A 12,443-nucleotide genomic window follows, 5' to 3' on the forward strand; every position below is an offset into this window, starting at 1 on the left:
GCAGCGCTCACGCTAGAGTACGCGGTACCACGCCGGCGGCGCCGAACGCAGGAGGCCGTGCCCGCACCGACGTCGTCGCCGGCACCCCGGGCACACCCGACGGAAGGACAACCGGACATGCTCGACGTGCTGTGGGGCGTCGGGGGCATGATCGCCCTCCTCGCCATCGCCGTCCTCTTCTCGGTGGACCGCCGCAGGATCCGCATCCGCACCGTAGCCCTCGCGCTGACCATCCAGGTGGTCTTCGGCGTGCTGGTGCTCTACGTCCCGGCCGGACGCGCCGTGCTCGAGGCCCTCACCCTGGCGGTCCAGGCCGTGATCAACTCCTCCGGCGCGGGCATCGACTTCCTCTTCGGCCCGGTCCTGCCCGAGGAGGGCTCGGTCTTCGCCTTCCAGGTGCTGCCGGTCATCGTGTTCTTCGCGGCCCTGACGTCGGTGCTGTACTACCTGGGCGCCCTGCAGTGGGTCGTGAAGATCATCGGCGGCGGCCTGGCGAAGCTCCTCGGCACGACGACGCCCGAGTCCATGAACGCGGCGGCCAACATCTTCGTGGGGCAGACCGAGGCGCCGCTGGTCATCAAGCCCTACGTGGCCGGGATGACGCGCTCCGAGCTCTTCGCCGTCATGTGCGGCGGGCTGGCCACCGTGGCCGGCTCGGTGCTCGTGGGCTACTCCCTGCTCGGGGCGCCGCTCGAGTACCTGATCGCCGCCTCGTTCATGGCCGCGCCGGCCGCCCTGCTCATGGCCAAGCTCCTCGTCCCCGCCGGGGCGCTGGAGGACGCCCGGGATGCGGCGCCGGCGGGTGCGTCCGCGCGGACCTCCGACGACGACGCCGGCCCGGCGGACTCCGGACGCCACGCCGGTGCCCCGGCGCAGCCCGAGCCGGGAAAGGAGGAGCGTCGCGGCGCCGCCCGGTGGCTCGCCCGCGGCTCCCGGCGCGGGGCCACGTCCTACGCGGCCGTCGAGTTCGCCCGCCGGGAGGACGCCCAGGCCGCGGCGCGCGGCGACGGCGCCGCCACCCGACCCGACGATCCTGTCCGGTCGCACGATGCCGCCCAGCCCGGCGACTCCGCCCGGCCCGACGACGTCGCCCGGTCCGCCGACCCGGCAGGGGTGTCCGCCACGGACGCGGCCGACGGCGCGACGGGCGGCGCGAGGGGCGATGCGACGGACGAGGACACGGAACCGGCCAACGTCATCGACGCCGCCGCCCGCGGCGCGTCCGACGGCCTGAGCCTGGCCCTCAACGTCGGCGCGATGCTCATCGCCTTCATCTCGCTCATCGCGCTGATCAACATCGTCCTCGGCGCGGTCGGCGGCCTGTTCGGACTGGAGGCGCTCACCCTGGAGCAGCTCTTCGGGTACGTCTTCGCGCCGGTGATGTTCGCCGTGGGGGTGCCCTGGACCGAGGCGATCGACGCGGGCAGCTTCCTGGGGCAGAAGCTGGTGCTCAACGAGTTCGTCGCGTTCGCCGACTTCGCCCCGCAGATCGAGAACTACTCCGCCAAGACCCAGGCCATCGTGACCTTCGCCCTGACCGGCTTCGCGAACTTCGGCTCCCTGGCGATCCTGCTCGGCGGGCTCGGCGGCATCGCCCCGAGCCGCCGCCGGGACATCGCCCGCCTCGGCCTGCGGGCCGTGCTCGGCGGGACGCTCGCCAACCTCATGAGCGCCGCGATCGCGGGCATGCTCGTCGGCTGACCGCGCCGGGCCGAGCACGGCCCGGCGGGACCGGCATGGACGGTCGGCACCTGCGTGGCCCGTCCGCGCCGGGAAGGTCCGCCCGGCCGTGCTCGCCCGGACGGCCGGGCGGCGTCCGGTGCGCGGCCTGCTAGGCCTGGGCCGGGTCCTCGCCGAAGACGTGGCCGCGCTGCTCGGCGTAGAACTCCGCCTCCGCGGGCTCGGGCCGGTCCTGGCCGTTGAGCAGCCGGTGCCACAGCGGGTAGTAGGCGGGCAGCTGGGACGCGGACGTGATCCGGTCCCGGGCCTCCTGCGGCAGCGTCAGCTCGGCGGCGTCGAGGTCCTCCTGCAGGTGCTCGAACCGCCGGGCGGCGATCACGGTCCCGTCGATCCCCGGGCGGCCCAGGATCCAGGAGATCACCACCTGGGGGATCGTCCAGCCCAGCTCCCGGGCGATCTCGTCGAAGAGCTCGATCAGGTCGTAGGCCCGGTCCCGGTCCACCACGTGGGGCTCCGGCCAGCCGGTGCCCTGCCGCGTGTCGGACGGGGTCTCGGTCCCGCGGCGGACCTTGCCGTTGAGCAGCCCCTCCCCCAGCGGGCTCCAGCCGAAGGTCGCCAGCCCGAGGTCGCGGGCGGCCGGGACGATCTCGTACTCGATCTCCCGGGCCTCCGGGGTGTAGTAGGCCTGGTGGGCCACCGGGCCCTCCAGCCCGGCCAGCCGCGCCTCGTAGACCGTCTTGGCCAGCTGCCAGCCGTTGTAGTTGGACACGCCCCAGTAGCGGATCTTCCCGGCCCGGATCAGCTCGTTGGCGGTGGCGATGGTCTCGGTGATCGGGGTCTGCCCGTCCCACTGGTGCAGGTAGAGCAGGTCGAGGTGGTCGGTCCTCAGCCGCTTCAGGCTGTCCTCGACGGCCCGGGTCACGTGGATCCGGCTCGCGCCGCCGTCGTTGGGGCCGTCCCCGGTGGGGGTGCGGGCCTTGGAGGTGAGGACGACGTCGTCCCGCTTGCTGCCCAGCACCTCGCCCAGCACCCGCTCGGCGTCCCCGCCGGAGTACAGGTTGGCGGTGTCGATGAAGTTCACGCCGCGGTCCAGGACCTCGTCGATCTGCCGGCGGGCCTCGTCCGGGCCCAGCCCCGCGATCTTCTCGAACCCTCCGCCGGAACCGAAGGGGATGGTGCCCAGGGCCAGCCGGGAGACGTACAGGCCGGAACTGCCGAGTCGGGTGTATTCCATGGAAGAACTCCTCTGCTCGTGGTGCGGTGCTGGTGCTTCCTGCCGGTGCTTTCCGCGGGCGGCCGGCGGACCGGGCCCGCGGGGCACGGTATGAGGCAACGCCGGACCGGGGCTCAGGAATTCCGGGAGCGCGCCTCGGCGGTCGTCAACCGGTGGGCCAGCGTGGTGAACTCGCCCACCGCCTCGGTCCAGTCCTCCAGGAGCGCCCACAGGCTCAGGCCCTGGTGCCGGCGCTGCTCGATCCGGTCCGCCACGGCGGCGAAGACGGCCGAGCGCAGCTCGGTGTTGATGTTGATCTTGCCGATGCCCGCCAGCGGCGCGCGGACCAGCATGGTCTCCGGGATCCCGGAGGCGCCGTGCAGCACGAGCGGGGTCCGCTCGGCGGCCTCGCAGATCTGCTCCAGACGGCTCCAGTGCAGCCGCGGGGTGCCCCGGTAGTGCCCGTGCACGTTGCCCACGGCCACGGCCAGCAGGTCCGCCCCGGACCCGTCCAGGAACCCGGGGACCTCCCCGGGGTCGGTCATGCCGCCGGCCTCGGAGGTCATGGCCGCGTCCTCGTCCCCGGGCAGGCTGCCGAGCTCCGCCTCGACCACCACGCCGGGGCCCACGAGCTCCCGGGCGCGGGCGACGAACGCGGCGTTCGCGGCGGCGGGCAGGGAGGAGCCGTCGGCCAGGACGGCGTCGGCGCCGGCCGCCACCGCGTGCTCGATCAGGTCCAGGTCCACGGCGTGGTCGAGCTGGACGCACACGGGGGTGGCGGCGTCGTCGGCCAGTGCGCGCAGGGCGGTGACGAGGCGGCGCCCGCCGGTCCCGGCGGCGGCCTTGGGCGGGACCAGCAGGATCACCGGGCGGCCCGCCCGCTCGCTGGCCTCCACCACGGCCTGGGCGGTGGTGAAGTCGTAGGTGCTCAGCGCCGGCACGGCGGTGTGGGCGGCGAGGGCGGAGGTGACGACGTCGAGCAGGTTGGCGCGCATGGGCACAGTCCTTCGGGATATGCGGTCAGCGGTCGGCCGGGGAGACGTCCCCGAGCACGTAGGTCTTCAGGTCGGCGAGCGTCTGCTGCATGTGCTCGTCCATGGCCTGCCGGGCCCGGGCCGGGTCGGCGGAGGCCAGCGCGGAGACGATCTTGCGGTGCTCGGCGACGGCGTGGGCCTGGATCTCCGGCACCCGGGACGTCTGGGCCCGCCGCTCCGTGAGCACCCGGTGCAGCGGCTCGAACAGCACCGCGATGAACACGTTGCCCGAGGCCTCCTGGATCCGCTCGTGGAAGCGCAGGTCGGCGGTCACGAAGGCCGCCACGTCCTGGACCCGGTGGGCGTCCTCCATGGCGTCGGCGTCCCGGGCCAGCCCGTCCAGCTCCTCGGCGGAGAGCCGCCCGGCGGCCAGCTCGCAGGCGCCGGACTCCAGGAAGCGGCGCAGCTCGATCAGCTGCACGGCCGCCGCCGCGTCGTCCTGCCCCTCCGAGACCGCCCGGATCACGGCCTCGAGGGACGCCCACCGGGACAGGGGGTTCACGAACGTGCCGCGCCCCCGCTCCACGCGCAGGATGCGCTGGGCGCCCAGGGTCTTGATCGCCTCCCGGACGGTCATGCGGCTGACCTGGTGCTCCGCGCTGAGGTCGATCTCACCGGGCACCACCGACCCGGGCGGGAAGTCCCCCGCGATGATCCGGTCGAGGAGGGCGTCGGCGACCTGGTCGACCAGGGACGGGCGGGCCATGGTGCTCCTCCTCGGTGCGGTGGACGGCTGGCAGCGGCACCGGTGCACGCTCCCGCCTCTGGGGAGAAAGCCTAGCAACCGGGCCATGTCAGATGTCTGGTCTTCTCCGGGGGAGAGGCCGAGCATTGACCACGTGTCCTGCCTCACATAATATGTCTGACATCTGACAGATGGACGTTGTTCCCCGAGTCCCCGGGTCACGACCGGCGCTGACGCACTCACTCCGATGTCCTGCCCCGATGTCCCGCCGATTGGAGATCCTCGCATGACCACACCGCGCACCCTGCTCGTGCTCGACGACGACCCCACCGGGTCCCAGTGCGTCCATGACGTCGACGTCGTCCTCGAGCTCGACCCCGCCCCCGTCCTCGACGTCGTCCGGAACCCCGGGCGCACCTGCTTCGTGCTCACCAACAGCCGCGCCCGCCCGGAGGCCGAGGCCGTGGCGATCAACACCGAGCTCGTCTCGGCGGTGCTGGGACGCCTGAAGGCCGAGGGTCTGCCACTACCCCACCTGGTCTCCCGCAGCGACTCGACCTGCGGGGGCACGTCATCGCCGAGCCCACCGCCCTGGCGGACGTGCTCGCCGGACAGGGAGTGGCGGTGGACGGGTTCCTCTTCGCCCCGGCCATGATCGAGGCCGGCCGCTACACCGAGGACGATGTCCACTACGCCGTCCTGCAAGGGAAGCCGATGCCCGTGGGCGAGACCGACTTCGCCGCCGACGCCACCTTCGGCTACTCCTCCTCCGACCTCAAGGACTTCCTCGTGGAGCGCTCCGGCGGCGCGCTGGAGCGGGACGCGATCCTGTCCATCGGCCTGGAGGACATCCGCACCGGCGGAGCGGCCGCGGTCGCGGACATCCTGCGCCGGGCGAAGGACCGGGCCTGGGTGGTGGTCAACGCCACGAGTTACGCGGACCTCGACACCGTGGCGCAGGCCCTGGCCGTCCTGGAGGCCGAGGGCCGCACCTTCGTCACCCGCTGCGGGCCGTCCTTCGTGCGCCCGCTCGCCGGGCTCACCGGCTCCCGCGAGCTGGACCCCGAGGACATCGTGGTCGGCCCCGGGCGGCTGCCGCACGGACTCGTGGCGGTCGGCTCCCACGTGGGGCTGACCAACCGCCAGCTCGCCGAGCTGCGCGCCCGGCGGGAGCTCTTCGAGGTGGAGCTGGACGTGCCCACCCTGCTCGACGACGCCGCCCGTCCCGGTCACGTGGCCGACGCGGTCACGCGGATCGTCGAGGCCCTGGCCAGCCGCGACGCGGTGGTGTGGACCAGCCGCGAGCTCGTGCGCACGGAGGACCCCGACGAGTCGCTGGCCATCGCCCGCTCCGTCTCCGACGCCTCGTGGAGGTCGTGCACGGTGTGGCCCGGTCCCGCCCGGCGTGGGTCGTGGCCAAGGGCGGGATCACCTCCCACGAGGTCGCCCACCGGGGCCTGGGCATCCGCCGGGCGAGCGTGACCGGCCAGTTCTTCCCCGGCCAGATCTCCCTGTTCCAGCCCACCGACGCCCCCGCCACCACCCAGGGCGGACCCTATGTGGTCTTCCCCGGCAACGTGGGCGGGGAGTCCGCCCTCGCCGACGTCGTGGACGTCCTCGACCGGGCCGCCGAGCGCGCCCGGTCCGCCGCACAGCCCCGCACCTCTGATCCCCAGGAGAACCCGTCATGAGCACACCCCTGTCCGTCGGCTTCCTCGGCCTCGGCGCCATGGGCGCCCCCATGGCCCTCACTCTGGCCCGCGCCGGCTTCCCCGTCCGCGGCTTCGACGTCTCCCCCCGCGCCCAGGAACACATCGATGACGCCTTCGAGCTGCTGGCCGACCCCCGCGAGGCGGCGGCCGGCGCGGACGTCGTCGTCGTCATGGTCGCCACCGGGGCCCAGCTGCACGAGGTCCTGTTCGGCGAACGCGGCATCGCCGGGTCCCTCGGCCCGGACACGGTGCTGCTCGTGATGGCCACCGTCGGCCCCCAGGCCGTGGAGTCCTGCGCGCAGGGCCTCGAGGCCCGCGGGGTGCGGCGGATCGTCGACGCGCCGGTCTCCGGGGGAACGGCACGCGCCGCCACCGGCGAGCTGCTCGTGATGGTCGGCGGCGCCGAGGAGGACGTGGCCGTGGTCCGGCCGCTGCTGGACGCGATGGCCGCCAACGCGCCCCTGGTCGGGCCCCGGGTGGGGGACGGGCAGCGCTTCAAGGTGGTCAACCAGCTGCTGTGCGGCGTGCACATCGCCGTGGCGGGCGAGGCGCTGGCCCTGGCCGACTCCATGGGCCTGGACCCCGCGCAGTGCCTGGAGGTGCTCTCCACAGGGGCCGCCACGTCCTTCATGTTCGAGGACCGCGGTCCGCGGATGCTGCAGGGCGATCAGGCCGAGGTCCGCTCCGCTCTGGACATCTTCGTCAAGGACATGGGCCTGGTCACCGACGCCGCCCGGGCGGTCGAGCAACCGGTGCCGCTGGCCTCGGCGGCCGAGCAGCTCTACGTGCGCGGCCGCCGCGAGGGCCACGGCCGACACGACGACTCCTCGGTCTACGACATCCTCCGCTCCCGGTAGCCCCGCCCCCGGCAGCCCCGGGCCCCCGGCCAGTCAGGCCCGGGGGCCCGGGGCGGCGACGAGCTCCTCGCGCATCTGCGCCACCGCCGCGCGGATCGCGGCCATCACGGCCTGCACGGCCGGGCGGCGCAGCAGGTCCGACCGGGAGACCACCCAGTACTCCACCGGGAACCACAGCTCCTCCGGGAAGAGCCGCACCAGCTCCGGGACGCGCTCGGCGAGGTAGCAGGGCAGCAGCCCGATCCCGGCCCCGGCCCGGGTGAGCTCCACGTGCACCACCGAGGAGGTGGCGCCCACGCCCTGGCGCATCCGCGGGAAGCGCCGGCGCGGGATGTCGAGCTCCGCGACGTCCTGCATGGAGTCCACGAAGTAGATCAGCGGGTGCTCCTGCACCTGCTCGGGCGTGCGCAGCGGCGGGTGGGCGGCGAGGTAGTCCTGGGAGGCGTAGACGCCCAGGGAGTAGTCGGCCAGGTGGAAGGCCTCCTTGCGGGAGACCTCCGGGCGCCCGACGACCACCTCCAGGTCGATGCCCACCGGGTTGGTCTGCGCCCGCCGGGCGGCATTGATCATCTCCAGCCGCACCCCGGGTGCTCCTGGACGACCTGCCGCATGGCCGCGCCCATGACCACGCCCCCGAACCCGTCCGGGGCCAGCGCCCGCACCACGCCGCTGACCGAGCTGCCGCGCCCGCCGGGCCCCAGGGGGAGAGCGTCCACGGCGTGCTCGATCTCCTCGCCGGCGGCCACGAACGTCCGGCCCAGCTCGCTGGGCTCCCACCTGTCCCCGGAGCGCACGAGCAGCCGGGCGCCCACGGCCCTCTCGAGCCCGGCCATCCGCCGCGACACGGTGGTGTGACTGAGCCCGAGGTCCGCCGCGGCCCCGGCGTAGGACCCGTGGCGGGCCACGGCGAGCAGGAGCAGGAGGTCGTCAGCGCCGTGTGACAAGGGGCTTCTCCTCCGGAGCGGAGCGCAGCACGGATGACTGCGCGAATTCGGGCGTCGTGTGCATTTTTGCACAGGCGCCGCGAGCGCATGGTCATTGTGAAGCGCACCACAGATCCGCACACTGTAGGCAAACAATGTGACCACAGTCACCGTTCACCCAGCAGCAGGAGAATCCCATGAGCACTGAGGACAGGGTCGCCGCCTCGGCGGACCCGAACGACTCGCCGGAGAACCGGGGCGGGCTGAAGAAGGTCGTGGCGGCCTCGATGGCCGGCACGGTCGTGGAGTGGTACGAGTTCTTCCTCTTCGCCACGGCCTCCACGCTGGTCTTCGGCCAGCTGTTCTTCGTGGACACCGGCAACCCGCTGGACGGCATCCTCAAGGCGTTCCTGATCTACGCGGTGGGCTTCATCGCCCGCCCGCTGGGCGGCATCGTCTTCGGCCACTTCGGCGACAAGTACGGACGCAAGCACCTGCTGCAGATCTCGATCGTCATGGTCGGCGCCGCCACCTTCCTCATGGGCTGCCTGCCCGGCTACGACCAGATCGGCTACTGGGCCGCGGCCATGCTGGTGGTGCTGCGCTTCGTGCAGGGCTTCGCGGTGGGCGGCGAGTGGGGCGGGGCCGTCCTGCTCGTGGCCGAGCACTCCCCCAACAAGGAGCGCGGCTTCTGGTCCAGCTTCCCGCAGGCCGCGGTGCCGCTGGGCAACCTGCTCGCCACCATCGTGCTGCTCACCCTCTCCTTCACCCTCTCCGAGGAGGCGTTCCTCGCCTGGGGCTGGCGCGTGGGCTTCTGGCTCTCGATCGTCATCGTGGCCATCGGGTACTACATCCGCACCCACGTGACCGACGCCGCGATCTTCAAGGAGGCCCAGCAGGAGGTCCTCGAGAAGAAGTCCGCCGCCTACGGCGTGGGCGAGGTCTTCCGCCGCTACCCGCGCGGCGTCTTCGGCGCCATGGGCCTGCGCTTCGCGGAGAACATCCTCTACTACGTGGTGGTGACGTTCTCGATCACCTACCTGTCCACCCAGCGGGACGTGGACACCAGCCGGATCCTGCTGCTGCTGCTGATCGCCCACGTCATCCACGCGATCTGCGTGCCGATCGTGGGCCGGGCCACCGACAGGGTGGGCCGCCGCCCGATGTACGCCGCCGGCGCCGCGCTGGGCGCGGTCTGGGCCTTCGTCGCGTTCCCGATGTTCAACACCGACAACAGCTTCATCATCCTCGCGGCCATCACCCTCGGCCTGATGATCCACGCGCTCATGTACGCCGGGCAGCCGGCCATCATGGCCGAAATGTTCCCCACCCGGATGCGCTACTCCGGCGTCTCCCTGGGCTACCAGGTGACCTCGATCGTGGCCGGCTCGCTGGCCCCGATCATCGCGACCGCCCTGTTGCGCGAGTTCAACTCGTGGGTGCCGATCGCCGTCTACATCGCCGCGGCCTGCCTCGTCACCCTGATCGCGGTGGCGACGCTGCGCGAGACCAAGGGCATCTCCCTCCAGGACGTCGACGCCGAGGACCGGCGCCGGCTCTCCGAGGAGAAGGCCGCCCAGGACCGGATCTCCTGATCCCCGCCGCCCCGCACCGCCCGCGCCCAGCGGCGGACCGGTTCCCCGGTCCGCCGCTGGGCGCGCTGTGCACGCCCCCCGCCGCCGGACACCCCGCAGTTCACGACCATGCAGTTCACGACCTCGCTGAAGGGAACACACGATGACCACCATCACCTGGATCGGCCTCGGCCACATGGGCAACCCGATGTCCGCGAACCTCGTCCGGGCCGGCCACGAGGTCCGGGGCCACGACGTCAGCGCCGCCGCCATGGCCGCCGCCCGGGACAGGGGCGTGCAGACGTTCGACAGCATGGAGGAGGCCCTCCAGGGAGCGGAGGTCGTGTTCACGATGCTGCCCAAGGGCGAGCACGCCCGGGCGGTCTACCTCGGGGACACCGGCGTCATCGCGCTCGCGCCGAAGAACGCGCTGCTCGTGGACAGCTCCACGATCGACGTGGAGACCGCGCTGGAGCTGCACCGGGCCGCCCGGGAGGCCGGCTTCCGCTTCGTGGACGCCCCGGTCTCCGGCGGGATCAGCGGCGCCGCCGCCGGCACCCTGACGTTCATGGTCGGCGGGGAGGCCGACGACGTCGCGGCCGCCTCCGCCTGCATCGAGCCGATGGCGCGCAAGATCGTGGCCACGGGCGAGGCCGGCACCGGCCAGTCGGCCAAGATCGTCAACAACATGATGCTGTTCATCTGCCTCGAGGCCTGCGCCGAGGGCTCCGTGCTCGCCGACCGGCTGGGTCTGGACCCGAAGGTGTTCTGGGACATCGCCTCGGTGTCCTCCGGCAACTCCTGGGCCCTGCAGACCTGGTACCCGGTGCCCGGCATCGTGGACTCCGCCGCGGCCAACAACAACTTCGAGGCGACCTTCAGCGCGACCCTCGCCGCCAAGGACGCCGGCCTGGCCCTGATGGCCGGCGAGCAGACCGGCGTGCGGCTGCCCGCCGCGGAGCTCGTGGCCGAGCGGCTGCAGCAGCTCATCGACGAGGGCTACGGGGACAAGGACTGCTCCCTCATCACCAAGTACGCCGCCCCGGACGGGAAGATCGCGGGCTGGGACCCGGAGAAGGCCTGAGCGGCGACCACACACCAGGAGGACACCATGCAGGACACCAAGCAGAGCGCCGAGGTGCGCGCGCAGCAGGACGCCGAGCAGGGCGCCCAGGACCCCCGGGGCGCCGGGGAGGTCATCGAGCACTTCATCGACGGGAGGCGCCACGGCGGCTCCGAGCGGACCGCGCCCGTATACAACCCCGCGACCGGGCAGGTGGCCAAGCAGGTGCTGCTGGCCTCGGCCGAGGAGGTCGCCACCGCCGTGGAGACCGCCGAGGCCGCGCTGCCCGGCTGGCGGGCGACCAGCCTGGCCAAGCGGACCGCGATCATGTTCAAGGTCGAGAACATCATCCGGGAGCGCACTCCGGAGCTGGCCGAGATCGTCACCGCCGAGCACGGCAAGGTCCTCTCGGACGCGGCCGGGGAGATCGCCCGCGGGCTGGAGAACGTGCAGTTCTGCACCGGGCTGATGCACCATCTGAAGGGCGAGCACCTCGAGCAGGCCGCCACCGGCGTGGACGTGCACCAGATCCGCCAGCCGGTGGGCGTGGTCGCGTGCATCACCCCGTTCAACTTCCCGGCCATGGTGCCGCTGTGGATGATCACCACCGCGATCGCCGCCGGGAACACCGTGGTCCTGAAGCCCTCGGAGCGGGACCCCTCCGCCTCGGTGTGGATCGCCGAGGCCTTCGCCGAGGCCGGCCTGCCCCCGGGCGTGCTCAACGTGGTGCACGGGGACAAGGTCGCCGTGGACGAGCTGCTGACCAACCCGCTCGTGAAGGCCGTGTCCTTCGTGGGCTCCACCCCGATCGCCCAGTACATCTACGAGACCTCGGCCGCCCACGGCAAGCGCGTCCAGGCGCTGGGCGGGGCGAAGAACCACATGGTGGTCATGCCGGACGCCGACCTCGACGGCGCGGCCGACGCCGCCGTCTCGGCCGCCTACGGCTCCGCCGGGGAGCGCTGCATGGCCATCTCGGTGGTCGTGGCCGTGGGCGACACGGCGGACCCGCTGATCGAGAGGATCACCGAGCGGGTCGGGAAGCTGACCATCGGCCCGGGCACCGACCCGGCCTCGGAGATGGGCCCGCTCATCACGGCGCAGGCCCTGGAACGGGTCAACGGCTACGTGGCGGGGGCGGAGGCCGAGGGCGCGACCGTCGTCGTCGACGGCACGAAGCAGGAGTTCGAGGGCGACGGCTTCTTCACGGGCGTGTCGCTGATCGACCACGTGAAGCCGGGGATGAAGGTCTACGACGAGGAGATCTTCGGCCCGGTCCTGTCGGTCGTGCGGGTGGGCAGCTACGACGAGGCCGTGCGGCTGATCAACTCCAACCAGTTCGCCAACGGCACCGCCGTGTTCACCCGCGACGGCAAGACCGCCCGGGAGTACCAGTTCGACATCGAGGTGGGCATGGTGGGGATCAACGTCCCGATCCCGGTGCCGATCGGCGCGTTCTCCTTCGGCGGCTGGAAGAAGTCCCTGTTCGGCGACACCCACATGTACGGGCCGGAGTCGTTCAACTTCTACACCCGCCGCAAGCTGGTCACCACCCGCTGGCCCGAGCCCTCGGAGTCCCAGATCAACCTGGGCTTCCCCACCCACTGACGGCGCCCCGCAGGACCCCTCCCCCCGACCTGGGCCCCGGGCCGCCGGCCCGCCCACCGGCCGCATGGCCCGTGGCCCGGCCCGGGGCCGCCTG

At 72.7% G+C, this 12,443-nt stretch carries 10 protein-coding genes and 1 pseudogene; 6 read left to right on the top strand and 5 right to left on the bottom strand.

The window, feature by feature from the left end:
* Positions 1-117: 117 nt before the first annotated feature.
* Positions 118-1,701, top strand: a complete 1,584-nt coding sequence (locus BJF77_RS02315) for a nucleoside transporter C-terminal domain-containing protein (protein ID WP_075871162.1) — start codon at positions 118-120, stop codon at positions 1,699-1,701.
* 130 nt (positions 1,702-1,831) lie between these two features.
* Here BJF77_RS02315 and BJF77_RS02320 read toward each other — a convergent pair whose 3' ends face one another.
* From BJF77_RS02320 to BJF77_RS02330, 3 genes are all read right to left on the bottom strand, one after another.
* Entirely contained in the window at positions 1,832-2,914 is a 1,083-nt protein-coding gene (locus BJF77_RS02320; protein WP_047802274.1) for an aldo/keto reductase, read from the bottom strand.
* 113 nt (positions 2,915-3,027) lie between these two features.
* Positions 3,028-3,888 (bottom strand): class II fructose-bisphosphate aldolase, encoded by an 861-nt coding sequence (locus BJF77_RS02325; protein WP_075871163.1) that lies wholly within the window; start codon positions 3,886-3,888, stop codon positions 3,028-3,030.
* 25 nt (positions 3,889-3,913) lie between these two features.
* Positions 3,914-4,633, bottom strand: a complete 720-nt coding sequence (locus BJF77_RS02330) for a FadR/GntR family transcriptional regulator (protein ID WP_075871164.1) — start codon at positions 4,631-4,633, stop codon at positions 3,914-3,916.
* 265 nt (positions 4,634-4,898) lie between these two features.
* On the opposite strand from BJF77_RS02330, the pseudogene BJF77_RS02335 reads away from it, so the two are divergent.
* Positions 4,899-6,303, top strand: a pseudogene (locus tag BJF77_RS02335) (four-carbon acid sugar kinase family protein).
* A complete protein-coding gene (locus BJF77_RS02340) occupies positions 6,300-7,181 on the top strand; it encodes an NAD(P)-dependent oxidoreductase (protein WP_075871165.1) in 882 nt (293 codons plus the stop codon). The pseudogene BJF77_RS02335 and the gene BJF77_RS02340 overlap by 4 nt, the downstream one beginning before the upstream one ends.
* Positions 7,182-7,214: 33 nt before the next feature.
* Here the strand turns inward: BJF77_RS02340 and BJF77_RS21325 are convergent, their stop codons facing one another.
* Positions 7,215-7,763, bottom strand: a complete 549-nt coding sequence (locus tag BJF77_RS21325) for a LysR substrate-binding domain-containing protein (protein ID WP_255396098.1) — start codon at positions 7,761-7,763, stop codon at positions 7,215-7,217.
* Positions 7,748-8,125 carry a LysR family transcriptional regulator gene (locus tag BJF77_RS21330; RefSeq protein WP_255396099.1) on the bottom strand — a complete coding sequence of 126 codons (378 nt, stop codon included), beginning with the start codon at positions 8,123-8,125 and terminating at the stop codon, positions 7,748-7,750. The genes BJF77_RS21325 and BJF77_RS21330 overlap by 16 nt, the downstream gene beginning before the upstream one ends.
* Positions 8,126-8,301: 176 nt before the next feature.
* On the opposite strand from BJF77_RS21330, the gene BJF77_RS02350 reads away from it, so the two are divergent.
* From BJF77_RS02350 to BJF77_RS02360, 3 genes are all read left to right on the top strand, one after another.
* Complete coding sequence (locus BJF77_RS02350) at positions 8,302-9,699, top strand: MFS transporter (RefSeq protein ID WP_075871166.1); 1,398 nt, start codon at positions 8,302-8,304, stop codon at positions 9,697-9,699.
* Between the two features lie 142 nt (positions 9,700-9,841).
* Complete coding sequence (gene mmsB / locus BJF77_RS02355; RefSeq protein ID WP_075871167.1) at positions 9,842-10,762, top strand: 3-hydroxyisobutyrate dehydrogenase; 921 nt, start codon at positions 9,842-9,844, stop codon at positions 10,760-10,762.
* 27 nt (positions 10,763-10,789) lie between these two features.
* Positions 10,790-12,349, top strand: coding sequence for a CoA-acylating methylmalonate-semialdehyde dehydrogenase (locus BJF77_RS02360; RefSeq protein WP_083664923.1), 1,560 nt, complete (start codon positions 10,790-10,792; stop codon positions 12,347-12,349).
* The last annotated feature ends 94 nt before the right edge of the window (positions 12,350-12,443 follow it).

Origin of the sequence: Kocuria sp. CNJ-770, from assembly GCF_001942375.1 — a bacterium.
GTDB lineage: Bacteria > Actinomycetota > Actinomycetes > Actinomycetales > Micrococcaceae > Kocuria > Kocuria oceani.

Coding starts and splice junctions, on each gene's coding strand:
- BJF77_RS02325 (WP_075871163.1), bottom strand. CDS start 3,888: ATGCGCGCCAACCTGCTCGACGTCGTCACCTCCGCCCTCGCCGCCCAC.
- BJF77_RS02350 (WP_075871166.1), top strand. CDS start 8,302: ATGAGCACTGAGGACAGGGTCGCCGCCTCGGCGGACCCGAACGACTCG.
- BJF77_RS02360 (WP_083664923.1), top strand. CDS start 10,790: ATGCAGGACACCAAGCAGAGCGCCGAGGTGCGCGCGCAGCAGGACGCC.
- BJF77_RS02340 (WP_075871165.1), top strand. CDS start 6,300: ATGAGCACACCCCTGTCCGTCGGCTTCCTCGGCCTCGGCGCCATGGGC.
- BJF77_RS02320 (WP_047802274.1), bottom strand. CDS start 2,914: ATGGAATACACCCGACTCGGCAGTTCCGGCCTGTACGTCTCCCGGCTG.
- BJF77_RS02330 (WP_075871164.1), bottom strand. CDS start 4,633: ATGGCCCGCCCGTCCCTGGTCGACCAGGTCGCCGACGCCCTCCTCGAC.
- mmsB (WP_075871167.1), top strand. CDS start 9,842: ATGACCACCATCACCTGGATCGGCCTCGGCCACATGGGCAACCCGATG.
- BJF77_RS02315 (WP_075871162.1), top strand. CDS start 118: ATGCTCGACGTGCTGTGGGGCGTCGGGGGCATGATCGCCCTCCTCGCC.